This is a genomic window from Moorena sp. SIO4A5 (assembly GCF_010672005.1).
Classification (GTDB): domain Bacteria; phylum Cyanobacteriota; class Cyanobacteriia; order Cyanobacteriales; family Coleofasciculaceae; genus Moorena.
In genome coordinates this window covers 54,602-80,071 of sequence record NZ_JAAHHZ010000003.1, presented here as the reverse complement: position 1 = coordinate 80,071, position 25,470 = coordinate 54,602, and the positions used below count along the sequence as shown (strand labels likewise).

Below are 25,470 nucleotides of genomic sequence, written 5' to 3'. Positions count from 1 at the left end.
CTAATTAATCTGAATATAAGACTAGTTTTGGTACCAGCTATGTTGGGAATATTGAGTTTAATTTTCTCCTATAAACTAGGCTGAATTCGGTAAAGATTTATCAGCAGCATTCCCAAAAAAGGTTTACCCGTGGTTGACTTATATGAAAATTAACATCATCACAACATAAACATCATCACATAACAGAAGAGGCGTTGAATGGAACGCCTCTTCTGTTATGTGTGTCACAACAACTTATCCGGTGTAATTGGTAAATCACGGATACGTTTACCTGTAGCATGGTAAATAGCATTAGCGATCGCAGCCGATACTCCTGTAATCCCAATTTCACCCAAACCCCGCACCCCTGCGGGATTAAAGTTATAGTCGGGTTCCCCTACAAATGTCACCTGAATCCGGGGAATATCTGCATGACTGGGATAATGATAGGTGGCCAGGTCGTAAACCACAGGATAGCCAATATTGGGGTCAAAATCACAGGCTTCCATCAAGGCGTGCCCAATACCCATAATTACACCACCCCGTATCTGAGACGCTGCAGTTTTGGCATTCATTACTCGCCCAATATTCATCACAGACACCCAACGGTTGACGCGCAAGCGGGCAATGTCTTCATCTACGCTGACTTCACAAAAATGTGCCCCCCAGGATTGGAATGCCCATTTCTTCCCCTCTTCACCGGCTGCAGAAGAGGCTGTCGCTTCAAACGCAGCTTGTCCCGACTGATGCAGGGTGGCAAAGGCTTCTTGGGCTGTTGCGGCATGAGCCGTCTTGAGAACTGCCTCACAAGCCGCCATCACTGCTGGTACAAGGGTTGCTGTCATTTGGGAACCACCCGCCATCCCACCATTTGGCAGTAAGGAGTCTCCCATCTCCACCCGTACCTGTTCGACGGCTAGCCCCAATACCTCGGCTGCTGTACCTGCAACAATGGTATATGCACCAGTACCCATGTCATTAGCACTAGTGAGGATATGGGCAGTACCATCGGCTAACAACCGTACTGTGACTGTGGCTGAACTCCGTAAAGCGGGGAAGGTTGATGCCGCCATGCCCCAACCAATTAGCTTACCATCACGGGTGAGGGAGCGCACCTGTTTTGGTCGATCTTGCCACCCAAATTGTTGCGCACCCAGCCGCAAACATTCTGCGAAATCCTTGGCAGAGAACGGTAAACCCTGGCGCTGGTGTTCCTTAGTTTCATTTTTTAACCGCAGTTCCACTGGGTCGATTTTTAACTCCCACGCCAATTCATCCATTGCTGATTCTAGTGCCCATAACCCCGGATTTTCCCCTGGGGCACGCATGAATGCGGGTGTCCCAACGTTCATGACCGCCAATTCCTGACGGGTTCGCAGATTGGGTGCAGCGTACATAACTGGTGTGATGCCTGTACAAGGTTCAGTAAAAATCTCAACTGGTGAGGTACAGGATTTAACCCCATGGTCTATGGCCATCAAGCTACCATCAGCATTTGCCCCTAAACGAATCGTTTGTTCCGTTTCAGACCGGTGTCCGGTGTTGGCGGTCATTTGCCGACGGCTGAGAACAACTTTCAGGGGACGTTGCAGTTGACGGGCTGCTGCTGCACCAAGAATGGCATGGGGCCAAGGGAAGGCTTTAGAACCAAAGGCTCCACCAATAAAAGGTGTGATAATACGGACTTTTTCTGGGGCAAGTCCAAACAGGTCTGCATAAGTACGCTGACTACCGATTACCCACTGGGATGGTTCGTAGACAGTCAGGGTGTCTGCATCTTGCCAGTGAGCAATGATAGCATGGGGTTCCATCGCTGCGTGTAGTTCAGTGGAAGTTGTGTATGTTGCTGTAATCTCGGCTCCTACACCTGCCATGGCACTGGCAAAGTACCCAGCAGCAACATTCCCCTTCTCAAAGGTCATCTGTTGCCCAAGCATGGGTGGAGCTTCGTTAAAGGTAGCTTTGCTGGTTTCTACAATTGGTTCTTGGGTGACGTATTCTACCTTAACTAAATGGGCAGCGTGACGTGCCCGTTCAAAGGTATCTGCGACTACCAAACCAATAATTTGCCCTGCGTAGTAAATTTGGTCATCTGATAAGGGTAGTCGTGCCTCGTAGATTTTCGAGGTTAAAAAATCGTTAGCTGGTTTAGATACAGTCGGCGGGTTTTTATGGGTGAAAACTGCAATTACCCCTGGTGCTGTTGCTGCTGCTTGGGTATCAATACTTTTAATCTGCCCATGAGCAATATTAGCAGTCACCAGATAACCATGAACTAAACCGGGAATTTGATGTTCAGCAGCGTAGGTTGCTGTCCCTGTAACCTTTGCTCGTCCATCCTTGCGGTTAATACTAGTACTAGTTACTTGATTCATGCTACTCCTCCTCCTTGAGCAGAAACCATGAGGGCGCGACGAATCGCCCGCTTTGCCAGTTTGACTTTATAACCGTTGTCAGTTAAAGGTTTCGCTAAGTCCAAGGCAATTTCTGCCGCCTCGGTAAATGTTGCTACATCCGCCGACTTACCAATCAAAAACTCTTCTGCTGCTGTTGCTCGCCAAGGCTTGTGTGCTACCCCACCCATTGCCAAGCGTGCAGCTTGGATTTGCTCCCCTTGCAAGTTTACCGCCGCCGCCACAGAAATTAAAGCAAAGGAATAGGAAGCGCGATCGCGTATTTTCAAATAAACCCCAGATTTCCCAAAGGATAAGGTCGGCAGAATCACAGCGGTAATTAACTCCCCTGGTTCTAAATTAGTGTCTTGCTCGGGTCTATTTCCCGGTAGACGGTGGAAATCTGTAAACGGTATCTGCCTTTGCCCTTGGGCACTTGCTACTTCCACCACCGCATCCAATGCAGCTAGGGCAACACACATATCTGACGGGTGTACTGCTACACACTGCTCGCTGGCACCAAGGATGGCATGAGTACGGTTAATTCCCGTGATTGCGGGGCAGCCTGTCCCTGGTTGCCGTTTATTACAAGGAAAGGCGGTATCGTAATAATAGGGACAACGGGTACGTTGCAGCAGGTTTCCCCCCACTGTAGCCATGTTGCGAATTTGCTGAGATGCGCCAGATATAATTGCCCTAGCTAACATGGGATAGTTGCGGCGAATATCACTATTGTCTGCCACTGCGGTATTACTAACTAGCGCTCCCAGACGCAGACTACCATCAGCCATCGGTTCAATGTTATGCATCTGTAACCGAGAGATATCAATCAGTTGCGATGGCTGATCTAAGAATACTTTCAGACGGTCAACTAAATTCGTTCCACCAGCAATAAACATGGAGTGTTGGTCAGCAACTGCCTGGTTCACGGCATCTGACAAGGAAGTGGCACGGGTATAGGTGAAGTTATTCATGATCCTTTGTTATTTCCATATTCACTGACCATCACCGCTGCCACAGGAGAAGGTGGTTTTTGTCCAATTACCTGCTGTACGGCTGCCACAATACCATTGTAAGCACTGCATCGGCAGAGATTCCCACTCAGTCGTTCCTTAATTTCCGCCTCGGAGAGTTCAGCTAGTTGTGGAGGACTATGCAAATCTGGTGTCACCGCGCTAACACAACCCCGTTTAACTTCCTCCACAAGAGCCACAGAAGCGCAAATTTGCCCTGGGGTACAATAGCCGCATTGGAAGCCATCATTGTCAATAAATGCCTCCTGCACCGGATGGAGAGTATCCCCTGTTGCCAAACCTTCAACGGTAACAATTTCCTTACCTTCTTGCATGACTGCCAAAGTGAGACAGGAATAAACTCGCTGACCATCAATTAAAACAGTACAGGCTCCACATTGTCCATGATCGCACCCCTTTTTACTCCCGACTAATCCCAAATATTCACGCAGAGCATCTAGGAGTGTTACACGGGGTTCAATGGTGAGGGTGTGCTGTTTACCATTTACGGTAAGAGTCACATTCATTTTGGCTTGGCTTCCTTGTACAGTAGTCTGACAGAGTCCCTACAGGAACGCAATTATATTATCATTACTTCCCCAATCTTGGATAAAAATCCCATAGCGGGACTTAAACAGAAATCAAGATATAAATCCAGTCTAATATCGCTACCTTTGGGCATTTTGGCGCGAATTTATTCATAATTTCGAAAGGGATACAGCAATAGAACAGGGGGTTTTCTCCCCTCGCGCTTTTCATAAAAACAGTGAGATGCACCCGGTTTGTTGGGAGCATCTCATTTTGGCAAATATATCGTTTTATTTCGGCGGTAGAATCACCATGATACAGCTATTTGGGGTATGTTTCTTCCAAAGTGGGATGCACCCGCTTTGTTTGGGGCGTTCTTTTTGTTTAACTCCCGCTAATCAGTAACAGGAAGTACTCAGTAATTGGTAACCCCAAGAATAGGTTGAGGATTTGTATTAGGTAACTGTGGCGGTGTGAAGGTACCAGAGTATAGAGGTGATTCCTCTTGAACAATCACTGGTAAGGATTGGCGCATTTGAGCAGCAACCGCTACAGTTTTCACATCATAGGTTTGAGTGACTAGCTTCGGATAAAGACCGATGCCAATAATAGGGATTAACAGACAAGCGGTAACGAAAATTTCGCGAGGCTTGGCATCCCCTAGGTATTTCTCAATAATTATTCCAGAGTTATATTTACCGAAAAATACCTGTCTGAGCAGTGAAAGCAGATAAATCGGAGTTAGGATTAATCCCACTGCGGCTAATAGAACGATGACGACTTTGAAAGATGAGCTGTAAACACTGCTAGTGGTGACTCCAAGAAAGACTGACAACTCACCAACAAAACCACTCATTCCTGGTAAGGCTAGGGATGCCATGGAACCAGCAGTGAAAAGGGCAAATACTTTGGGCATGTCTTGTGCCATTCCTCCCATTTTCGCCATCGCTAGCGTATGAGTACGTTCGTAGGTGACACCAGATAGGAAGAATAAGGCAGCAGCGATTAACCCATGGGAAAGCATCTGTAAGATAGCTCCATTCATTCCTAATTCAGTGAACGAAGCAATGCCAATCAACACAAAACCCATGTGGGAAATTGATGAGTAAGCTAGTCGTCGTTTGAGATTGTCTTGGCTAAAAGCAAGCAAAGCACCGTAGATAATATTGACCACACCTAATACTGCTAGCACTGGTGCGAAGTAAGTATGGGCATGAGGAAGCATTTCTAGATTCATGCGCATCAGTCCATACCCACCCATTTTCAATAAGACCCCAGCTAATATCATCGAGACTGGAGCAGAAGCTTGGCTGTGTGCATCTGGTAACCAAGTATGTAGCGGAAAAATCGGCAACTTGACACCATAGGCAATTAAGAAACCCGCATAAGCTACTAGTTCCAAAGCTATCGGGTAATTCCGATTCCCTAGGGTTTGCATGTCAAAGGTGACTGTATCTCCAGCAAACGCCATCATTAGCGCGGCGACCAGGATAAAAACTGAACCTGCTGCTGTGTAAAGAATAAATTTGGTTGCGGCGTAGAAGCGTTGTTTTCCTCCCCATATAGAAATGAGCAAGTACACTGGCAGCAACTCTAATTCCCACATTAGGAAAAACAACACTAAATCTTGAGCTGCAAACACCCCGATCTGGGCGCTATACATGAACAGCATCAAGCAGTAAAACAAACGCGGTTTATGGTTAATCTTCCAAGCCGCAACAATAGCTAAGGTAGTGACTAAGCCACTTAACACAATCAGAGGCATCGATAAGCCATCGACTGCTACAGACCAACTAATGCCAAGCTGGGGTATCCACGTATAACTTTCCCTGAGCTGAAAATCGGAGTTTCGGAAATCGTAATGATGCCAAAACCCATAGATCATTAGGACAAAATCCAGAAGGGCTACACCTAGGGCATACCAACGAATCATCCTCAGCCACTTGCTGGGAATGATCGGAATCAGCAGAGATGCCACTAGGGGCAGCAGAATAATCGTCGTTATCCAAGGAAAATTTACGGAGACCATAGCTAAGAATAAATACCTATTGCCACATGATTTCAGTATATTAAGTAAAGTAAAGATTTGCAAAGGGTATTTACCAAAAAAACACAAAAAAAATTTTTCAGTAGCCATTGCTACCAAAAAATTAAAGAATTGTTAAAAATTTAGGTTAAGGTGGGTCACCCCCAGAACCCTTCTGCTAAGGGGTAAGAGATTTTGGGTAATCAGCTAGCAATTACCAACTATAACCAGCAGGGGGTCATACCATCGGATGTGGTATTAGCTAATTAATTCCAGAGCAATCTTGGTGCCGTGGGAATCTAGAGAAAGCGATCGCACTTGAGCCTCAATCCCGGCATCGGTCCAAGCTACCGCCATTGCCTCCTGAACCGCTGGTGCTTGGGACTCACTCACCAAGGCCAACAAAGTAGGACCAGCCCCACTAATCACCATGCCATAGGCTCCAGCATCCAAAGCTGCCGCCTCCACAGCGTCATAACCAGGAATCAGCTTTTGGCGATAAGGCTGATGTATCCTGTCTTGCAAACCGACCCGTATCCAATCCCCCTTACCAGACTCCAAACCCCGCAACAACAACCCCAAACTGGCCACATTCAACACTGCATCAGCACGGCTGTAGCTATCAGGCAACACCTGCCGTGCCTCCTGTGTTGAAAGCTCGAAATCTGGAATTGCCACCACCGGAACCAGATCAGAAGACCAAGCAACATCACAAACTACCCAATCCTGTTCTTTTGCTTCGGGTCTTTGGGGTCTTTGGGGTTTCATCGCCAAACCTCGACCGGTCAAACGACATCCCCCCAAAAGCGCTGGAACCACATTATCAGGATGCCCCTCAATTGCGATCGCTAACTCCATTACCTCCTGATGAGAAAGAGGTTTACCCGCTAACTGATTTGCAGCAATCAATCCTCCAACAATCGCTGTGGCCGAACTCCCCAATCCTCGTGCCAAAGGCACCCCCAAATCAATCTCTAGGTGTACCGGAGGCGGAGTTTTTCCCAGACGCTCATATAAGGTCACAAACGCTCGATAGACAAGATTACTCTCATCTCTACTCACCTTGTTGGCTTCCACACCAGTAACATCAATCTTAAGCTTGACTGATCCAGAATTTACCGACTCCAGGCGAGTGACTTTAAACTGGTTATACACAGTTAGCGCTGCGCCTATGCAATCGAAACCTGGTCCTAGATTAGCGGTAGTACCGGGCACAATAACCCTGACCGTAGAAACAACAGACATTTGACAATATTCTGAACTAAATAATCTTGCCCTAAAAATTGCTCTCCTGTCTACCGGGTTTAGTATATTTATTTACAGTTGGTTGCACGTAAGTGATTTTCAATTGAATAAACGACACCCAGACAGAAGTGAGAACGATTAATTATCTATGGTAATCATGAATCAGTGTATTCTCAGCCTGTGAAAAATTCGATAAGTCCTGACTGCAGAGCGTGCTGATACAGCATGTTTGAAATCATCAAAGGCCGATCAGCTGCTAGGGGAGTTCTACATTAATAAAACCTGTTACTCCAAAGCCAAACTATTAAACACCTATAAAATTACAAAATTTTATAAGATACCAAGTTTTGTTAATCACGAACTCAATATAGCGCTTTTCAATTGGGTGAGGTGCATTTGTTTAGGGAGCAGGGAGCAGGGAGCAGGGAGCAGGGAGCAGGGAACAGGGAACAGGGAACAGGGAACAGGGAACAGGGAACAGGGAATAGGCAAAAAATAATGTGTTCCTCATTAGTATGGAAAACGCTATATAGCTGAGCGCTTTTTGATAATGGGTAATAGGGAATAATAAATTACCTAATTAAATATCAAAAAATATAATAGCGGCTTGGGTGGTTAACTATTAATTGTTAAACATTGTTAAACGTTGTAGGTAAACCATAGACCCACAAATAAAAGGGAGTCGAGATCTATTATTTTGTTGCGGTCACAAAAAACTGAGTGCAGGCAGTAGCGCGATCGCTCGTCCAAATAAATACCTTCTAAGGCTTGATCAAATTTCTCTCTAATTTCCGATAGGTTTTGACTTGCCGCAGACGCTCTAATGGCGGATAGAGAATCATCACACCTAAGGGAACTGCTGTCACTAAAATGGCGATCAGTACCAACACATTTAAAAATCCCAGCTTTAAACCGATACCTAAACTAATGCCCAAGGCTACCGATAACACAGGCACTCCCAGGGCTAAGATTTTACTAAACCCACGCTTTCGGCAGCTTTGAGCGACTCCTTCCCCTTCAAAGGCTGCCATAAACACTACCGCATCCACTGCTGCAAAGGTAGCAATCGCGCTATCGGTAGCGCGAAACTTGGCACCAAATCCAGCTACCAACAGGGCTGCTACTCCAGCAAAAAACACTGCTGCTACGGTATCCATAGCCTTTAACGGAATACTAAACCTGGCTCTGAGTCTTGCGACCAGTTTCGAAATCACCCCAGATGTCACAGCCGCAGTCAATCCCAGCATTGCCACCAAGACTGAAACAAAAGTAGCGATCGCAATCCCGATTGTCCCACTGTTACTCACAATTCCCTCCCAAGCCGTAGTTTCAACCCACGTAGCTGTAGTAGCTAAGCCAATCAATAGCGCTAGGGATAGATAGGGAAGTTTTTTCGTGGCAATTGGTACCGGAGCAGTATGGATTTTCAGGGGTAAAACCTGAGTTGACTGTTCAGCATTAGTGTGAATTAATACCTCTCGCTCATAGGTTTGGTCTGCCATCAGCTTACTGGTATCTATAGTAATTTGGCACAACCCTTGATTACCATTAACATCAGCTGTGTCCAATCGAATCCAGTCATGGAAGTAGGGAGTGTGGGGTGGGTCACTCACATGGGGAGCAATTTGCCAGCGGCTTTCTAAGGCTGTGTCTGGAACTGTATTACAAATGGTGATAGTTTTTGTCAGTTTTTCCCCTAATTTTTTAGCCCTCAATTCTAGATACGATTGGGATAGTTTTGCCTCTGGAATCCGGATAACGTAGATTGGCTTAAGAGCTTCTAAAGCCGTTTCAGCATCAGGAAAACGGTCCTTAGGTTTGAGTTCTACCATCCTTTGCAGCCACTGCAGCCAACCCAAACTTACTTGAGGTAGACGATGCTGAAAATTGAGACAATAGTCTTCATCAATTAAGGTATTAATAGTAGTCGATCGAGTACCAGTCAGTAAACAAATCAAGGTCGCTCCTAACCCATATAAGTCTGACGCTTTACTTAGGGCTTTATCAAATAACTGTTCCGGAGCCATAAACCCGATAGTGCCTTTGGCTACAGTACTCACCGCTAGTTCACTATCACCAATCCGAGCCAACCCGAAGTCTACCAAAAAAACATTGATCGTCTCATCTACTAAGATATTTTCTGGTTTGATATCTCGATGAATGATCGGAGGAATCCGATGTTGTAGGTAAACCAGAATGTTGAGTAACCCAACCGCGATTTGCTTAATCTCCTCCGGGTCAAAACTACGAAGTACAGCCAGGGAAGGAGCATGTTTGTATTCCTGTACCAAACAACAGCCCCTAGTGGTTTGAAATGACCCTAAGTAACGGGGAATACCGGGATGATTCAGTCCCCTCAACACTTGAATTTCCCCTTCTATGGTCTCATAGTCTGACCAGTTACTGTTGCGTTGAGCAAACTGAAACTGCTTGATCACTACCAATTGGTGATTGACCTGGTTTCGGGCTAGGTAGGTCACTCTCCCACCAGCGCGATTATGACCCAATTCCCTGATCACTTTGAAATGGTGACTGGATAAGTCTGGAAAATTGCTCATTAATCTATCGGGTACATCAGAATCAAGCTACGCAGCAATGGGCAAGTCTTAATCCTTTCGGTTAGGCTGGGCTTACCGTGCTTCTATTTACGATAGCTTTAGGATTGGGGAACGAGAGCGACTAGATAATTTTTTTAATATCGTGGTAATGACAGGCGTTTCTACTTCTAACTGGGTTTTCCCTGATGTCTTATGAAACTGATCAAACGCACTACGCTCCATTATCAAGCTGATAACTCAGATAAAATCTACGAAGTCGATCTGTGTGATCTCGGTAACGATCAGTATATCGTTAACTTCCGCTATGGACGCCGTGGCAAGACCTTGAAAGAAAGTTCAAAAACTGCTCAGCCGGTAGCTTTGGCTAAAGCACAACAAGTGTTTGATCAGTTAGTGGGCTCAAAACTCAAGAAAGGCTATCAAGATGTAACTGAGCCATCAAATAGTGAGACTCAAGAAGAGGTTAATGACTTAAATAGCAGTAACGTAGTTAGCAACGACCCACGCCATCAAGCCATTCTCAACGCAATTGCAAATCCAGATAATAGTAAAGGCTCTAGTAAATGGTCCCAAACCCGAGCGATCTGGCGGGCTGGAGAACTTAAAATTCCTGAAGCTACGCCCTTAATTATCCCTCTGATTGGGACTGATCAACCCTTAAAAGACTACTGCATTGCTTGGGCTTTGGGATGGTGTGGTGATGAGCATGTAATTCCTCACCTCCAACGCTTGTATGAAACCCCTTCAACTCCAGACTTTGTCAAGGGGATTGCTTGGGAAGCCTGGATGAAACTCTGTGATCAATCAACTCAAGAACGGTTGCGCTCTCAACAGATAGAGCAATTGCCTGCCGAATTGCAATCCCATATCGAAACCGATAATCCTGCTGACTTCTCTAATGCCCTAGTTACCTATCTAGACAGTAACGACTATACTCGTTTTGGTGTCCTCGATACCCTATATCAAATTAATAATGCTCAAGTGCGTCCAGCACTACTAAACATCTTACGCACTGCTCCCCTACGCCCCAACTACTTCAAAGCCATTCGCCACATATTCAAGATTGCCGAATATCGGCAAGATGCGGAAGTATTTGGCATTATCGCCTACCGCCTAGACACCGAGCCACCAATGTTTCGTCAGTCTTATTGGCATCGATATTACTGGGACAGAAATAGTCGCAAATATATTCCCCGTGCCAATTACCTCGGTAGTCCTGATGCTAAACGCGCTTACAGCAACGTAACTCGTGACTATCTACGGCGGCGGGTATGGCGGACTCTCAGGAAATTGGGTGAAGAATGCGATTGCCTTTGGCACGGCAAAGCCGAACGCAATTACATAAATCTAGCCCTAGAGATATTACTCCAATATTCTGATTCTGATGGGGTGCCCGCCAGAACATCAACCTTCTATCGCTGGAACTACTCGAACTGGAGTCGCACCAGCTACACTCGCAACTGGGACAGCTATGCTGGTTACTTAACCTTTAACCATATTCTCTATACCAATAGTCCCCGTTACCAATTAATGCCCAACAGCCAGGCATGGCGTTGTCGAGACAACTACAAACCCGGTGATCCAGAACCAGATGTGCGAGAAGAAGCCTTTCCTAAACTTTGGGAGCAACATCCAGAGGCACTGCTACAGTTACTATTAGAAAGCCATTGTCATCAAGTTCATGAGTTTGCCGCCAAAGCCTTAAGGGTATGTCAGTCATTCTGTAATCAAATCGATACAGAGACTGTAATCAGACTAGTTAACAAACCCTACCAAGTAACCGCTCAACTCGGCTTTGAACTAGCAACACAAAAATATAATTCCGATAATCCCGACAATCCTAACCTAGACTTATTACTTGCCTTAGCCAACTGCCAGTTTCCACCAGCTCGTACTCAAGCCCATCAGTGGATACAAGCAATACCAACTCACTTGATTACCGGCAGCCAGCTGATCATCCCTTTAGTGATCAGTCAACACTCCGATACCCGTACCTTTGCCCGTCAGTTACTGACTCAATCAATAGTAAGTGAAGCAACAGCTAAAGTATTAATCGGGCGAATTATTGCAACAGTACTCGCACTAGAAGCAACTCAAACCGATATCGCCAAAGACACTGCTCAAACCCTGCTTCTAGGTTTTACCCCCCAACTCAGGACATTGGGTATGGGAGTAGTACTAGATCTGCTCCAACACCCCATGCCAGAAATCCAGGAATTGGGAGCAAGAATCCTATTCAATCACGAAACTCCTGCCGCTGACTTACCACCCAAATTAATTGAATCACTCCTCAACGCTCCCCATCAGTCAGTGCAAGGGATTGGGGTTCAGATTTTCGGTCAACTTCCCGATCAACGGTTGCTACAAGACTACGACTTAGTATTAGCGATCGCAACCAATCAACAAGCACACTTGCGTCAAGCTATTCGTCCAGTAATTCAGCGCTTAGGACAATTATATCCAGAATTTGTAACTCAGCTAGCAACAGAAATCATTACCCTATTGCAGCTACCAGAAAGACATCAAGGTGTTCACCAAGATTTAGTCCAACTGCTACGAGAAGACTTACCCAGCTGGATGACTAGGATTACCAAAGACAACGCGATGGAACTTCTCCAAGCCAAATCATCAGCCGCTCAAGAATTAGCAGGATTAGTACTCCAAGCTAACTATACCACTTGGGTATTAGAATTAGAAACTCCTGACATTGTCAAACTAGCCAATCATGAAATCCTATCCGTCCGTCAAGCCGCTTGGACAATGATTGAGCAAATCATCAACCGTATCCGTAGCAATTCTCAAGACATGTTAGCGGCAGTGCGATTACTAGAAGCAAAATGGCAGGATTCCCGAGAATTTGCTACACAACTGTTTAGCCAACAAATTACCGAACAAGACTGGACACCTGAAGTCATGGTCAGTATTTGTGACAGTACTCGGGATGATGTTCGTCAATTTGGGCGGGATTTAGTCCTACGTACCTTTCAGCAGAGTTATGGTCAAGATTATCTCCTCAAATTTAGTGAACATCCCAGTCAAGACATGCAGCTATTTGCCACTAACTATCTAGAACAGTATGCCCTAGATAATCCCGACCGTTTGCAAGACTTAATTCCATACTTTATCAGTATTTTGTCTCGGGTTAATCGCGGACGAATTGCTAAACAGCGCGTGTTTGCATTTCTAGAAGCTGAAGCCCAAAAAAGCCAAGCAGCTGCTAAAATAGTAGCAGAAATATTAACACGACAATCCATCACAATGGCTATTGGTGATAAAGCCCGTTCAATTCAGATTATGCTTAAAATTCACCAAAACTATCCTACTATTCCTCTTCCTATTAACGTTAAACCAGTCTCCGAAGTAAGAGGAGTGTAGGGATTTATCAATTGTGGATTGTCGGGAATAGGGAGTAGGGAGTAGGGAGTAGGGAGTAGGGAGTAGGGAGTAGGGAGTAGGGAGTAGGGAGTAGGGAGTAGGGAGTAGGGAGTAGGGAGTAGGGAGTAGGGAGTAGCGATAGTACGAGAAACCCTATACCATTTTCAAATATATCCTGATAGCTCATGAAACAAAATACTGATTCAGTATAACACCAAAAACTATTATTATCTATTTCCATTATCTATTTCATAATTTTCCCGATTCCCGATTCCCAATTCCCGATTCCCGATTCCCGATTCCCGATTCCCGATTACTAATTCCATTATTAACAATTAAAAAAATACTTCAATTCCCTAAAAACCATGGAATTTAACTACGCCTATAAAAATAATACAGCAGTTAGCGATCGCGGCAGCAGCACCCAAATGTCCTTCTCCCCAGACACCAAGCGTCCTCCCACCTACTTCATTGGTGAATTAGGGAAAAATGTAGCCTTTCGAGAAGCCATCAGCGCCCTACATGACGTAGTAGTTTCCGATTTACGCTTCAAACCCAAAGACAGAACTGAGTATAAACAATGGCGTGCCAACCAAGACCAACAAGACTGGCAAATCATAGCCGCACAACGCCAAGACCTCGCCAATAAAATTCAACCCTTACAAGCAGAACTAACTCAATTAAATCAGAACCGATATCAACGATTATCCACCTTTTATAAAGCCAGACAGCAGTACTACAATTACCTTTATGAGAAAGACCGTGATGCCTGGTTTGTCCTCGATCCAGTAATTACCGTTCATCCCGATGAAGTCTTCTTTGAATGTTTCAGCCAAGATGAATCCAGTTATGGCCGACTAGGAGCCAGCTACGAAGTCTTTAAAACTATCAGCGAATTCGCCTGCGGTACAACAAACATAGACTACTCCGCCGCCCTATACAACGAATTTCAAAAAATCCGCAGTTACAAGACAACCCAATTTGAAATTGACCCCTCCGGTTTTGAAGTAAAAACCACCCATGAAGCAGCATTTAAAGAAGTCAAAATTGACCTACCAGACAGTTGGGTAAGAGGATTTCTACAAGTCAGTTCCGCCATGGCCTTACCCGCCACCACCTTTGACTTGCAGCCCATGGATATTCACAATATCTGTTTTGTGTTGCGTCGCCACAAAGAAAAAACTGGCCCACGGGGAATGCGTTACCATCTCAAACCAGGAGAACCCGTGCGAATAGTATTTGAGCCTTGGAACATCGAAGTAGTCTGTTCGCGATCGCCCTATCAAGGTTCATCAGAACAGATCATCCGAGTGTGGGGACGCCGCCGCCTCCACATCCTAGAACGTCTGATTCCCATTGCCAACAAATTTACCATTCACCTACTCGGAACCGGCATGCCATCCTTTTATGTAGCTGACCTAGGGGATATGTCCTTTACCCTCGGTTTATCAGGATGGACAGCTAACGATTGGTCCCAAGCTGGGAACTTTGACTTAATGGCACCCCGTGCAGATGTAGATCAGTGGACTCAACAACTCATTTTTGACGCACTCAGAGAAAACTGGGTAGAAAGTCCCGATAGTCTCGCCCAGCGGTTAGACCTAAGTCCTACTGCTGTCCTAGGTGCCTTAGGAGCTTACACCCAAGCCGGACGAGCCATTTACGACTTAAACAAGCAAGTATATCGAGTCCGGGAACTCTCCCGAGAGCCCTTACCCATGGAACGGTTACGGTTTGCCAATCAGCGAGAAGAAACAGCAACCCGCTTCTTAAGTAACAATGCCGTACAAGTAACCTCAGTAAAAGACGCTGGAGGTACACTCCAGCTACAGGGAAATGTCACAGATAAAAGCAAAACCTATAATCCCGTTTTGACAATTGATCGTGATGAACGTATAATAGCAGCAGAGTGTACCTGTAATTGGTATCAGCAAAATAAGCTGTACAAAGGTCCTTGTGAACACATTCTGGCGTTGCGGATGCAGCACGCTCGTCAGTATCAATAAATCACGTCCATTCCACCAGTTGGTAAACAGCCTTGCAATCTGGGCGGTGGATCGCCGTCCCTGCGATAAGTTCAACCACGCATCACTAGCCTGCTCGTGACTGTGCGGGCTGTCGGGTGCTATCGCTATTACGGTTTCGTTTTCTTAAAACTAATTAGCGATAGCACCCGAGCCCGCTTGAGTTGAGCAGTCTAGTCCGAGGGAGTTTACGAAGGGGTAACCAACGGAGTAGGCGTGATTTTTTTGTATAGAGCTAATCATTAATGGTATCACAAATAACCTTCAACTAACCTTAAAAACTATAGCCTTTTTCCTAGCTATGAGGTACACAGGATTTTTTCCATCTTCCGACTTCCCTCTTCTTTCTTACCTACTCCCTGCTCCCTGCTCCCTAAAACCCAAGAATTTGTACCTTACCCAATTGCAAACTGCTATAAAAACCCATGTCAGACCAACCCCGTACCCGTCAGGAACTCTACGATCGCATCCGCCAAATTGGAAAAGAAGAATTCGTCCTCGAAGAAATGATTCGCTACGGATTTTGGCCAGCACAAGGTGAGATGCCAGAAGATCCAGCTGATGAAATTCGACGGCGGGGAGAACTCCAGCGAGAACTAGCCCAACTGCGTCAAGAAAGTAAGAAACTACAAAACGAACAAGCACTGCGTAAGCGCTTGCTAAAAGAACGGTTAGCAGAGTCCAGGCGTAAGCGTCAGGAAACCAAAGAAAGACGGGAACAACAACGGCTCGAACGTGCCCAAGCGTGGGCTATACGCCAGCAACAGGAAATACTCTATCTCGGTGAGCAAGTATCCCCAGGTCTAAACCATACCGAAAGCGATCGCATACGATTAGAAACCTATAAATTACCCCTGCTTAGCACAGCCCAAGACATTGCTCAAGCCATGGGGATTACCCTAGGACAGCTACGCTTTCTCGCATTTAATCGCAAAACCGCCACCATATCTCACTACATTCGTTTCAAGATTCCCAAAAAAACCGGTGGAGAGCGATTAATTTCCGCACCCAAACCAAAACTAAAACAAGCACAACACTGGATTCTCAGCAACATACTAGAAAAACTAGAACTAGACAATGCAGCTCACGGCTTTCGACGCGATCGCTCCATAGTAACCAACGCCCAGCCTCATGTTGGTGCTGATGTCATTATCAACATTGACCTCAAAAACTTCTTCCCATCCATTTCCTACCCACGAGTCAAAGGACTTTTCCGGTCATTCGGTTATTCAGAAGCAGCAGCAACACTATTTGGATTACTATGTACAGAAGCCGACATCGAAGAAGTCGAACTAGATAGCAAAACCTACTACGTAGCCACAAGCGATCGCCACCTCCCCCAAGGCTCCCCTGCTTCACCAGCCATTACCAACATATTGTGCCGTCGTTTAGACCACCGACTAACCAACCTAGCCACAGACTTAGGCTTTATTTACACCCGCTATGCCGATGACCTCACCTTCTCCGCCTCCGGTGATAGCCTCCGCTTTATCGGTAAACTCCTAAAACGCACCAGCTCCGTAGTAGCTAACGAAGGGTTTACTATCAATCAACAAAAGACCCGAATCCTACGCAAATCCCAACAGCAAGAAGTAACAGGAATTGTAGTCAACCACCATCTCAATATTTCCAGAAAACAATTAAAACGCTTCCGTGCTACCCTCTATCAAATCGAAAAAGACGGTCCAGACAGCAAACACTGGGGAAACTCCAGTAATGTAATCGCAGCCATTCAAGGCTACGCCAACTTCATCGCCATGGTCAATCCCGAAAAAGCAGCCCCGTTTCAAGCACAAATCCAACGCATCAAAGAGAAATGGTTATCTAATCAGCATTAGGTCTCAGCTTACTTATTTTTGAATTAAGAATTAAGAATTAAGAATTAAGAATTAAGAATTAAGAATTAAGAATTAAGAATTAAGAATTAAGAATTAAGAATTAAGAATTAAGAATTAAGAATTAAGAATTGTGCATTCTACATTCTACATTCTACATTCTTCATTCTGATAGACAACTTTGGCCAAAAGGCCACGCTACCCGAACAACTTACCGCTTACCTCGTAAATTTATCACCTCCTTATGTACACTCATACCAATCTGAAGAGACTGATTCAGTAAGCGACCATACTCACCAGTTTCCTCACTCAGATCAAAAGCCATCAAAGTAGCCAAATTATCATCAAGATTGCTTAACAATGCCTGACGACCTTCAATTAAATTATTATGACTTCTGATTAAATTTTCCACTTGTAAAGCATTAACTAAACTTTTTTTAGTAATAGCGAGAGATTTAATTACTTTTCTCCGGCTTTCAGAGTGCTTGAACTCAGTAATTGAGCCCTCAATTGCCTCTATTCGTTCAGCTAAATCAATCGCTTTAATCACACCATTATAGTTATCAACCTGATCCATTAACCTAACCAAAGACTTAATTCGCTTTCCTTGTTTATAAAGATATACATTACCAATCACTATCCCTGAAACAAACAATCCCACCAGTATAGTAAATAGCCCAGTTATCCCAGCCTGGTCTTCAGGCAAATTGCCTGAATTTTTCATAAAAATCAGGATTGGAGGCAAAAATAAAATTAAACTCAGACCCAATATAAATATCTCAGTTAACAGAATCGATAACATATTCTTAGGCTTCTTAAATATAAACCCCCGACAAAAATCAATAGCCACCAGCTTAGCAAAATTCAGATCTACCAGGTTTCTGATATCCTCTGACGTAATCTCTAAATTACCTAAATTTGATGACATATCATCTCGCTCCTGTTAACCATTTTATGATATCTTGTACCAATCCCAATCACTTGCGTAGGGTGCGTTAGGGGCGGACTTGCCCTTATTTTCAGCCTCGTAGCCAGGGTTGGCATAGTCCGCCCCGTAACGCACCACCCTTGGGCGAGCCCTCATTTTCCCCCTCTTCGAGCCTTGTTCGGAAAGCTCGTCCGGAAATGAAACGGGCAAGATGCCCATTCCACCAAGATGCCCATTCCACCAAGATGCCCGTTCCACCCACCGTGTCAAATAGCTTTAATGAGATGCACCCAAACCACACTGCGAAGAAATCAAGTCCTCTTACTTGCACCCAAGCAATCCCATCCGTTATCGATATAAGAAATAGCGCTGCGCGCAGCGCTATACCTGCCACAAGTGTGGCTTCAAAATAGCAAATCAATAGTAAGCCTTAACCCCAACCCAGCATTCTACCAATTAACTGCAACACATGCATATAAAAATTACTCTCTAGCTCGCGAAATAGGGCAAAAGGTTCCCCAGGAGCTCCGAAGAATGGTCTGAGGGTCCATCCCAATTGGCTACCAACAAATCCATAGAGCACTAACCAAGCTTTAAGAATCCTAGTGCGATATTTGTTTTCTTCAGCTTCTTGCTCAGTGATCAATCCCATGCATTGGTAAAACACATTGACACCAATTAACCCAGTGATGCCAAATATTACTATATTTAAGAGCTGAAAAAATGTATAATCATCAATCGAGAGACGGAAAAAGAGAGTGATAGGAGCAAAGCCAAATAGCATCACACTAATCACAGATGTCGCCGCCAAAAGCAAAGCTAGGTACTGCCCAAAACTACGTTTAGAGCCTGAGCTAATCTCAAAAAAATATAAAGTCGGTAAACAAATCAACAGCGTTAAAAGGTATAGCGCCGGTAATTTGATAGCTGAAGAGATAATCTGGAGGGGGCCACTAAACGAGCCGATAATTGCACCATAAATCCCAAAAAATGCCGAGCTGGCAATTAATAAAGAGATAATCTTGATATCAATCCTAATCCCTTGGTCAACCTCCTTCAGGAATCTTTGGCGATCGCGCAAAAACTCCATAAGCACAGTAAAGTGGTTCATGACCTACTCCTAATTAAAATTTAAAGCTACAAGATACAGCCACCTAACACGTTCAGCCACCTAGGATAAAATCTAGTAATATAGCACTAATTTTTACTAGCATTAGTGCTTACCACAATAATCGATTGATTTACCATTGCCCATGCCAAATTGCCATTGGCAACTAACTCACTGTTATATATATAATTACTTCACGGGATTTGACCTCCTTTCCGTAAAATAAACTGCTAATTAACATGGGATGACCCCATAGGAATCATCAGATTTGGGTCATATACAACTGATTTTGATAACTCAAGGTATCAGCAAATGATTTCCGTTACAATCCTCACTTGCTGCCATACAACAACCCATAACGAATCAACCCCCGGCGATACCCTCGACTCATCAACCCCATCGACAGTGCCGCTTCCACAATTTTCCAATTACTTTTAAGCAACCCTAAAATCGCTTTCGGCTCAAAAGCAGAATCAATCACAATATCCCAAAACGGTTCAACCGCATCTGACCAATCCGCCGTCCGAATAGTTTGGAAATTCAAATTGCCAGCAATTTCCTCATACTCCTGCAACGAAATCACATAAGGCAAACAATAAACCCGATAAATCTCAGCCAAATGCTGCTGTTCATCTGTTGTCAATTGTCCCGTCGCCAAGGTTATCGGACGGTGACACCAAGTTGCCATTAAAAACCTTCCCCCAGGTTTCAGCACCCGATAACATTCTTGAAGAAACTGTTGCTTGTCCGGCATATGTTCTCCACTCTCCATCGACCAGACAAAATCAAACGTTTCATCAGCAAAAGGCATATCCAAAGCATTAGCAACCTGAAACTGAACCCGTGTCGCCAACCCAGCCACTTGCCCTCGTTCAGTCCCTCGTGATGCTTGAACTGGACTTAACGTAATGCCAGTAACATTTGCTTCAAACTGTTGCGCTAAATAAAGTGAACTGCCACCAATCCCACAACCGACATCCAAAATAGTACTAGCTTGCTCCACTTCAGCCCAACAGAGCAATTCATCAATCAAGTCAATTTGTGCCTGATATCGGTTTTTCCTCTCAGTACCCGCCCAGCCATAATAGCCATGGTGCATATGTTCACCCCAAACTGCTTCCCACAAGCCAGAAGAGGCATCATAAAATTCCTGAATCTGTTTTTCAAGACTCAATTTTTCAAGACTTAATGTCATATCTTGTCCACAAGCATCGTTCCGTATCACCAACTATAGCGGTTCTCACTTCCATAAACCATACCCAATTCGACGGGGGCACGCGGTGGGCCGCTACTAAGGAAAAAGGGTCTTGACAGATGGTAAATCACAAATGAACAATGACAAAGACAAAGGACAAAGACAAATCACAAATGACCAATGACTATTCCCCGAACCATTTGCCTTGGATTCCTTTCCGTAATTGCCATCGGAACTGTTTTGCTAATGATGCCATTTGCTGCTAGTGATGGCACATGGACTAACCCCATGGTGGCACTATTCACCTCAACCTCTGCTGTCTGTGTTACTGGTCTAGTGGTTGTCGATACTGGCTCCTATTTTTCCTTCTGGGGACAGTTGATTGTGCTTGCCCTCTTCCAAATTGGCGGTTTGGGCTATATGACCACCACCACATTTCTCATTTTAATACTGGGGCGCAAGTTCAAATTGAAGCAGAAAATCGCCATTCAACAAGCCTTAGATCGACAAGGTTTACAAGACAGTGCAGCATTAATTCGTTCCATCATTGCCACAGCAATAATTTTTGAAATCACAGGGATTTTTCTACTTTTACTAGTGTTTATTCCCGATTATGGATTATACCAGGGACTCTGGTTAGCCATTTTTCATAGCATCAGTGCTTGGAATAATGCTGGATTTAGTCTTTTTCCAGACAGTTTAACAAGTTATCAGTCATCTCTTCTACTGAACCTAGTGATCACAGCTCTAATTATCTGCGGTGGCATTGGTCAACAGGTAATTTTTGAGTTTTATCTTTGGTTGCGCGATCGCATGCTCCGACGACGTCAGTCTCTGGAATTTTCCCTGAATTTTAAAGTAGTCACTAGCACCACTATCTTTTTGTTGATAGTGGGAGCAATCGCATTTTTATTCATCGAATTTAATAATTATAACACTCTAGGACCTTCAACATTATCAGACAAATTTATCAAAGCCTGGTTTCAGTCAGTGACCACCAGAACCGCAGGCTTTAACACCATTGATCTTGGTAAAATGACCACAGCCGGGTTATTTATTACCATTGCAATGATGTTTTTTGGAGCCAGTCCAGGGGGAACAGGTGGTGGCATCAAGACTACAACAGTAAGAATTTTAGTTAGTTCTACCAAAGCAATTTTACAAGGCAAAGAAGAGGTTTATCTATATAAGCGCCAGGTGCCAATTGAGCTAATTCTAAAAGCCATTGGAGTCTTAGTCGGATCATTCGCTACAGTAATTCTCTCAACACTTTTAATTTCCCTAGCTGAGCCAAATATGGATTTTATTGAGATTTTATTTGAAGTTGTCTCAGCCTTTGCTACTGTCGGTCTTTCCACAGGGATTACCCCAGACGTTTCTACCTTGGCAAAGCTAGTGTTAATTGGAACAATGTACATTGGCAGGGTTGGAGTTTTGTTGCTGATGGCATCCCTACTAGGAGAACCCCGTCCCAGTTCAGTTCACTATCCAGAAGAAAACTTACTTGTGGGATAATCCTAGGTAAAAGGTATACTGGCTTGGTAATGGCAAATTGCCAATGGCAATTAACACTTAAAAATCAACAAGGAACAAGTAATAAAAACTTACTATAGCAGTTATCAAAGGAGGCCGAAGTGAATCTATCATTTTTAACGTTTTTGCGTAACCTACCCAAAGAAAATAAACAGTTTGCCGTTATTGGACTAGGGCGTTTTGGTCGAGCTGTCTGTTCCACACTATACCAACTTGGCTATGAGGTTCTGGGTACTGATATTGATGAAAAACTAGTTTGCCAAGTGTTAACCGAAAAAATAGCTTCCCATGCTGTGCAGCTCGATTCAAAAGAACCATTAGCATTGAAAGAAGCCGGGATTTTAGAATTTGACACAGTAATTATTGCCATCGGTAACTATTTACAAGAAAGCATTATCACCACCCTCAACTTAAAAGAAGCAGGAGTTCCTTACGTCATTGCTAAAGCTTCCTCAGAAGTTCATGGCAAGCTGTTAAAACGGGTAGGAGCCGATCATGTAGTTTTTCCTGAGAATGACGCAGGTTGTGCTTTAGCACGCTCCCTCACCAAACCATCCATTTTGGAATGGTTTGACCTAGACTCTAAGCACAGTATTGTCGAGGTCAGAGTGCCAGAAAAATTTGATGGCAAAACCATTTTGGAACTGGAATTGCGCAAGCGCTATGGCTTGACTGTCCTGGCTATTAAGGGAGATGCTGAATTTGAGATTAACCCTGACCCTAATCAACCTCTGTACAAAGATATGCTTATGGTTATTATTGGCTCCAACCCTGATATTGACCGCTTACCCATTTAAAGCTTAGGAATCCCTCTGTCTGGTTCAGACTTTTCCGGTTCCATCTGTTCAGTTTCAGTGGACTCTACCTTAGGAGTTTCTTGGGATTCTACCTCCAGAATTTCAGGAGACTTCATCTGTGGAATTTTAGGAGAGTCTACCTCAGGAGTTTCTTGAGTATCAACCAACTTGTCTTGTGCTTCTAGCTGCTTGATGTACTCATCAACCTCTGTCACCTTCTCCTCATTACCAGCAAAGGCGAATAACTCTCTAGCTTTGACCAAAGAAGAGAGAGCTTCCTCTCGCTGTTGAGACTTTTCTAAAACTACACCCAAGTTGTAATGACCTTCTGCTAATGCCGGAGACAGGCTAAGAGCTTGCTGATATTCAGCCATGGCTTCCTCATACTGTTCTTGCTGTTGTAGAGCAACACCGAGGTTGTAGTGGGTCAAGGCGTGGTAAGGATCGAGTTGCACAGCTAATTTGAGTGTGGTAACTGCTTCGGCGTACTCACCATTCGCTGTCAGTGCTGCCCCTAGCTGTCGGTAAGCATCCACATTTTCCGGTTCCAGTTCCGTCACCAAGCGAAACCGAGTAATCGCTTCCGCCAACTCCCCTTTCTCAAACAAAATTACCGCTAATTGATACTGAGCCGGGGCCAAGTTCGGGTCAACCTTAACTGCTTCCCTAAAGGATTCCTCTGCCGCTGACTTTTCCCCTTGCTCCACCAGTAATAGTCCCAACTGGTAGTGTGCTTTTACCAATTTAGGTTGAGTGCGAACTGCTTGTCTGAGTGCAGTAGTTGCTGGTCCAATCTGGTCTTGCTCGACTAAAATCAGTCCCATGTTATAGTAGGCTTTGCCATAATCTGGGTCTAGGCGAATGGTGGCTTGGTAGTGTTCGATCGCCTGTTCTTGATTACCCTGAGATTCCAGAGCTAACCCTAAGTTATAATAAATATCGGCTGATTCAGGATTGAAAGACAACGCCTGTCGATAAGCAGCGATCGCACTATCGGGTGCCCCTTCCTTGTAAAAAGCAATGCCTAAGTTGTAATAAGCTTGTGACAAGGTTGGGTCAAGGGCAATAGCAATTTGGTATTGTTCCAATGCCAGCTGGTTCTTACCCTGCTGCAAAAACGTATTCGCCAACAAGTAACGTCCCATGGCCATATAGGGGTCAAACTCAAGGGCTTTACGAAAAGCGCGCTCTGCCCCAGGAAAGTCCCGACGTCCGTACAGTTTCACGCCAACTTGAAAGTATGAAGCCGCATCCAGGTTATTGGAGTATGGACCTTCCATCAACTGCTTGGTTCCTTTATACTCAGGAATCTCTTTACCTTGAGCTTGACCAACACTTGTCAAACCAAAACTGATGATAGTGGCAGCTAGCAGCGGTATCGTTCTCATTCACCCTTTTCCTATATGCTGAGACATTTTTGGTATACTACAGGATAATATTTTTTTACTAGAATAATTCGCCGCTTATCAAGCCCATCCCCACAGGAAATGACCCTAGCTGCTGCTCCGATATGCGATCGCAAAGATCAAGCCCTATCCTTAGTCGATTCAGTCATTGCCCAATCCCAGGCAGAAGGGGTATTCGTCAGTCTCAGCCTTGGTGACGAATTTCTTAGCCGCTTCTCGGAAAATCAGATTACCCAGAATATCAGCCGCCAACGCTGCCAACTTACCATTACCAGTTATTTCGGTAAGCGTTGTGCCTCTGCTACCACAACAGAACTAGACCCAGAGGCAATAGCCCAAACTATCCAACGTTCAGAACAACTGGCTCGCATTGCCCCAGAAGATCCTGAATGGGTACCCCTACTGGAAGCCCAGGATTATGAGCAACGCACCCCAGCCTTCGATCAAGCCACTGCTACCCTTTCCCCCTTGGAACGGGGAGAAATGGTCAAGGGAGTATGTACCTTAACTGCTAAGGCAGGAGTCGAAGGGTCTGGTAAGCTTAGTACTCAAGCCTTTTTACGAGTTGTGGGCAACTCCCAAGGGTTACGAGCGTTAGACCAAGGTACAGAGGCAGATTGTAGCGTTACAGCCCGTATAGACGATGGTTCGAGTTGGAGTCAAAGCACTGCCTTTGCCGTAGAGCAGTTACCGATTTTAGAGAAGTCATCGATAACAGCTCTAATTGAACGAGCTAAAGCCTCACGTCACCCCCGTAAGGTGAATCCAGGTACCTACCCAGTTATATTTGATGGTGCTGCCTTTGCGGAATTGCTGTCTTGGGTAATCTGGAATATGGATGCTCGGGCAGCCGATGAAGGACGCTCCTTTATGTCCCATAGTGATCAAACCGGTAAGCCTACTGGTAACCGCTTGGGTCAGCCAATGTTTAGCCCGATAGTGCAGGTACAACGCCACCCTGCTCATCCCCTACTTCAATTAGGCACTTGCTTTCGGGATGGATTGAGTAATCGCTATACCGAGGTGATTAAGGACGGTATTCCCCAAATCCTTTACTATAGCCGCTATTGGGCAGCTCAGAAAGGCAAAGATCCCACCGGACTATTGTTTCCCATTGTCATGTCCGGTTCTAGCCAAAGTCTAGCTGACCTGATTGCCCAGACAGAGCGAGGTATTTTGGTAAATCGTGCTTGGTATGTGCGCTATGTTAATCCCAAAACCCTAGAAGTCACAGGTATGACCCGTGACGGCACATTCTGGATTGAAGACGGTCAGATTGCCTACCCGATTAAAAACCTGCGCTTTAACCAAAGCCTGCCTCAAATGTTAAAAGAAATCGATGCCCTAAGCCAAGTACAGCGCTACGGTAACATCGTAGTTCCAGGAGTTCGGGTCAAGGCATTTAACTTTGATAGTATCACTGACAGCATTTGAGGCAAATCATGAATGATGAAATATGAAGAATTAAATAAGAAAGCTGTCATGTGAAATGTGAAAGCTCAAATGTGAAAGCTCAAATGTGAAAGC

At 44.8% G+C, this 25,470-nt stretch carries 18 protein-coding genes; 6 read left to right on the top strand and 12 right to left on the bottom strand.

Features of this window, described 5'->3' with window-relative positions; translation table 11 throughout:
• Positions 1 to 224 precede the first annotated feature (224 nt).
• The 6 genes from F6K57_RS02655 to F6K57_RS02630 form a co-directional block, all read right to left on the bottom strand.
• Positions 225 to 2,354 (bottom strand): xanthine dehydrogenase family protein molybdopterin-binding subunit, encoded by a 2,130-nt coding sequence (locus F6K57_RS02655; RefSeq protein ID WP_293018774.1) that lies wholly within the window; start codon positions 2,352 to 2,354, stop codon positions 225 to 227.
• Positions 2,351 to 3,346, bottom strand: a complete 996-nt coding sequence (locus F6K57_RS02650; protein WP_293064598.1) for a xanthine dehydrogenase family protein subunit M — start codon at positions 3,344 to 3,346, stop codon at positions 2,351 to 2,353. Before F6K57_RS02650 ends, F6K57_RS02655 begins: the two co-directional genes overlap by 4 nt.
• On the bottom strand, positions 3,343 to 3,912 hold the full coding sequence (locus F6K57_RS02645) for a 2Fe-2S iron-sulfur cluster-binding protein (RefSeq protein WP_075898750.1): 570 nt from the start codon (positions 3,910 to 3,912) through the stop codon (positions 3,343 to 3,345). The genes F6K57_RS02650 and F6K57_RS02645 overlap by 4 nt, the downstream gene beginning before the upstream one ends.
• 416 nt (positions 3,913 to 4,328) lie before the next feature.
• Positions 4,329 to 5,942 carry an NAD(P)H-quinone oxidoreductase subunit 4 gene (locus F6K57_RS02640; RefSeq protein WP_293064595.1) on the bottom strand — a complete coding sequence of 538 codons (1,614 nt, stop codon included), beginning with the start codon at positions 5,940 to 5,942 and terminating at the stop codon, positions 4,329 to 4,331.
• Positions 5,943 to 6,197: 255 nt separating this feature from the next.
• Entirely contained in the window at positions 6,198 to 7,184 is a 987-nt protein-coding gene (thrB, locus tag F6K57_RS02635; RefSeq protein WP_293064593.1) for a homoserine kinase, read from the bottom strand.
• 761 nt (positions 7,185 to 7,945) lie between these two features.
• On the bottom strand, positions 7,946 to 9,742 hold the full coding sequence (locus F6K57_RS02630) for a serine/threonine-protein kinase (RefSeq protein WP_293018759.1): 1,797 nt from the start codon (positions 9,740 to 9,742) through the stop codon (positions 7,946 to 7,948).
• A 192-nt stretch (positions 9,743 to 9,934) separates the two neighbouring features.
• Between F6K57_RS02630 and F6K57_RS02625 the strand changes: the two genes are divergently transcribed.
• Positions 9,935 to 13,117: a WGR domain-containing protein gene (locus F6K57_RS02625; protein ID WP_293064588.1), complete on the top strand. Its 3,183-nt coding sequence runs from the start codon at positions 9,935 to 9,937 to the stop codon at positions 13,115 to 13,117.
• Between the two features lie 7 nt (positions 13,118 to 13,124).
• On the opposite strand, the gene F6K57_RS02620 is transcribed toward F6K57_RS02625, so the two are convergent.
• A complete protein-coding gene (locus F6K57_RS02620; RefSeq protein ID WP_293064585.1) occupies positions 13,125 to 13,304 on the bottom strand; it encodes a hypothetical protein in 180 nt (59 codons plus the stop codon).
• 178 nt (positions 13,305 to 13,482) lie between these two features.
• On the opposite strand from F6K57_RS02620, the gene F6K57_RS02615 reads away from it, so the two are divergent.
• Entirely contained in the window at positions 13,483 to 15,123 is a 1,641-nt protein-coding gene (locus F6K57_RS02615; RefSeq protein ID WP_293018755.1) for an SWIM zinc finger family protein, read from the top strand.
• A 443-nt stretch (positions 15,124 to 15,566) separates the two neighbouring features.
• Positions 15,567 to 16,979, top strand: coding sequence for a reverse transcriptase domain-containing protein (locus F6K57_RS02610; protein WP_293064582.1), 1,413 nt, complete (start codon positions 15,567 to 15,569; stop codon positions 16,977 to 16,979).
• A 208-nt stretch (positions 16,980 to 17,187) separates the two neighbouring features.
• On the opposite strand, the gene F6K57_RS02605 is transcribed toward F6K57_RS02610, so the two are convergent.
• From F6K57_RS02605 to F6K57_RS02590, 4 genes are all read right to left on the bottom strand, one after another.
• The gene (locus F6K57_RS02605; RefSeq protein WP_293064579.1) at positions 17,188 to 17,904 is read right to left on the bottom strand and encodes a hypothetical protein; all 717 of its coding nucleotides are present in this window, start codon (positions 17,902 to 17,904) and stop codon (positions 17,188 to 17,190) included.
• A 91-nt stretch (positions 17,905 to 17,995) separates the two neighbouring features.
• Positions 17,996 to 18,325 (bottom strand): hypothetical protein, encoded by a 330-nt coding sequence (locus tag F6K57_RS02600; protein WP_293018749.1) that lies wholly within the window; start codon positions 18,323 to 18,325, stop codon positions 17,996 to 17,998.
• Between the two features lie 9 nt (positions 18,326 to 18,334).
• Positions 18,335 to 19,015, bottom strand: coding sequence for an actin-binding WH2 domain-containing protein (locus tag F6K57_RS02595; RefSeq protein ID WP_075897757.1), 681 nt, complete (start codon positions 19,013 to 19,015; stop codon positions 18,335 to 18,337).
• A gap of 328 nt (positions 19,016 to 19,343) precedes the next feature.
• Positions 19,344 to 20,207: a methyltransferase domain-containing protein gene (locus F6K57_RS02590; protein WP_293065028.1), complete on the bottom strand. Its 864-nt coding sequence runs from the start codon at positions 20,205 to 20,207 to the stop codon at positions 19,344 to 19,346.
• 180 nt (positions 20,208 to 20,387) lie between these two features.
• Here F6K57_RS02590 and F6K57_RS02585 point away from each other — a divergent pair, with 180 nt between their 5' ends.
• The gene (locus F6K57_RS02585) at positions 20,388 to 21,722 is read left to right on the top strand and encodes a TrkH family potassium uptake protein (RefSeq protein WP_293064574.1); all 1,335 of its coding nucleotides are present in this window, start codon (positions 20,388 to 20,390) and stop codon (positions 21,720 to 21,722) included.
• A gap of 119 nt (positions 21,723 to 21,841) precedes the next feature.
• Complete coding sequence (locus F6K57_RS02580; RefSeq protein WP_293025826.1) at positions 21,842 to 22,537, top strand: TrkA family potassium uptake protein; 696 nt, start codon at positions 21,842 to 21,844, stop codon at positions 22,535 to 22,537.
• Here F6K57_RS02580 and F6K57_RS02575 read toward each other — a convergent pair.
• Positions 22,534 to 23,925, bottom strand: a complete 1,392-nt coding sequence (locus F6K57_RS02575; RefSeq protein ID WP_293064571.1) for a tetratricopeptide repeat protein — start codon at positions 23,923 to 23,925, stop codon at positions 22,534 to 22,536. The two genes, F6K57_RS02580 and F6K57_RS02575, sit on opposite strands and share 4 nt — an antisense overlap.
• A 99-nt stretch (positions 23,926 to 24,024) precedes the next feature.
• On the opposite strand from F6K57_RS02575, the gene F6K57_RS02570 reads away from it, so the two are divergent.
• The gene (locus tag F6K57_RS02570) at positions 24,025 to 25,377 is read left to right on the top strand and encodes a TldD/PmbA family protein (protein ID WP_293064568.1); all 1,353 of its coding nucleotides are present in this window, start codon (positions 24,025 to 24,027) and stop codon (positions 25,375 to 25,377) included.
• Positions 25,378 to 25,470: the final 93 nt, after the last annotated feature.

What these genes read in the sequence shown, in the direction of transcription:
- F6K57_RS02605 (WP_293064579.1), bottom strand. Translation starts at nt 17,904, where the DNA reads ATGTCATCAAATTTAGGTAATTTAGAGATTACGTCAGAGGATATCAGA.
- F6K57_RS02650 (WP_293064598.1), bottom strand. Translation starts at nt 3,346, where the DNA reads ATGAATAACTTCACCTATACCCGTGCCACTTCCTTGTCAGATGCCGTG.
- F6K57_RS02575 (WP_293064571.1), bottom strand. Translation starts at nt 23,925, where the DNA reads ATGAGAACGATACCGCTGCTAGCTGCCACTATCATCAGTTTTGGTTTG.
- F6K57_RS02570 (WP_293064568.1), top strand. Translation starts at nt 24,025, where the DNA reads ATGACCCTAGCTGCTGCTCCGATATGCGATCGCAAAGATCAAGCCCTA.
- F6K57_RS02585 (WP_293064574.1), top strand. Translation starts at nt 20,388, where the DNA reads ATGACTATTCCCCGAACCATTTGCCTTGGATTCCTTTCCGTAATTGCC.
- F6K57_RS02610 (WP_293064582.1), top strand. Translation starts at nt 15,567, where the DNA reads ATGTCAGACCAACCCCGTACCCGTCAGGAACTCTACGATCGCATCCGC.
- F6K57_RS02615 (WP_293018755.1), top strand. Translation starts at nt 13,483, where the DNA reads ATGGAATTTAACTACGCCTATAAAAATAATACAGCAGTTAGCGATCGC.
- thrB (WP_293064593.1), bottom strand. Translation starts at nt 7,184, where the DNA reads ATGTCTGTTGTTTCTACGGTCAGGGTTATTGTGCCCGGTACTACCGCT.
- F6K57_RS02595 (WP_075897757.1), bottom strand. Translation starts at nt 19,015, where the DNA reads ATGAACCACTTTACTGTGCTTATGGAGTTTTTGCGCGATCGCCAAAGA.
- F6K57_RS02590 (WP_293065028.1), bottom strand. Translation starts at nt 20,207, where the DNA reads ATGACATTAAGTCTTGAAAAATTGAGTCTTGAAAAACAGATTCAGGAA.
- F6K57_RS02645 (WP_075898750.1), bottom strand. Translation starts at nt 3,912, where the DNA reads ATGAATGTGACTCTTACCGTAAATGGTAAACAGCACACCCTCACCATT.
- F6K57_RS02625 (WP_293064588.1), top strand. Translation starts at nt 9,935, where the DNA reads ATGAAACTGATCAAACGCACTACGCTCCATTATCAAGCTGATAACTCA.
- F6K57_RS02620 (WP_293064585.1), bottom strand. Translation starts at nt 13,304, where the DNA reads ATGAGCTATCAGGATATATTTGAAAATGGTATAGGGTTTCTCGTACTA.
- F6K57_RS02655 (WP_293018774.1), bottom strand. Translation starts at nt 2,354, where the DNA reads ATGAATCAAGTAACTAGTACTAGTATTAACCGCAAGGATGGACGAGCA.
- F6K57_RS02640 (WP_293064595.1), bottom strand. Translation starts at nt 5,942, where the DNA reads ATGGTCTCCGTAAATTTTCCTTGGATAACGACGATTATTCTGCTGCCC.
- F6K57_RS02630 (WP_293018759.1), bottom strand. Translation starts at nt 9,742, where the DNA reads ATGAGCAATTTTCCAGACTTATCCAGTCACCATTTCAAAGTGATCAGG.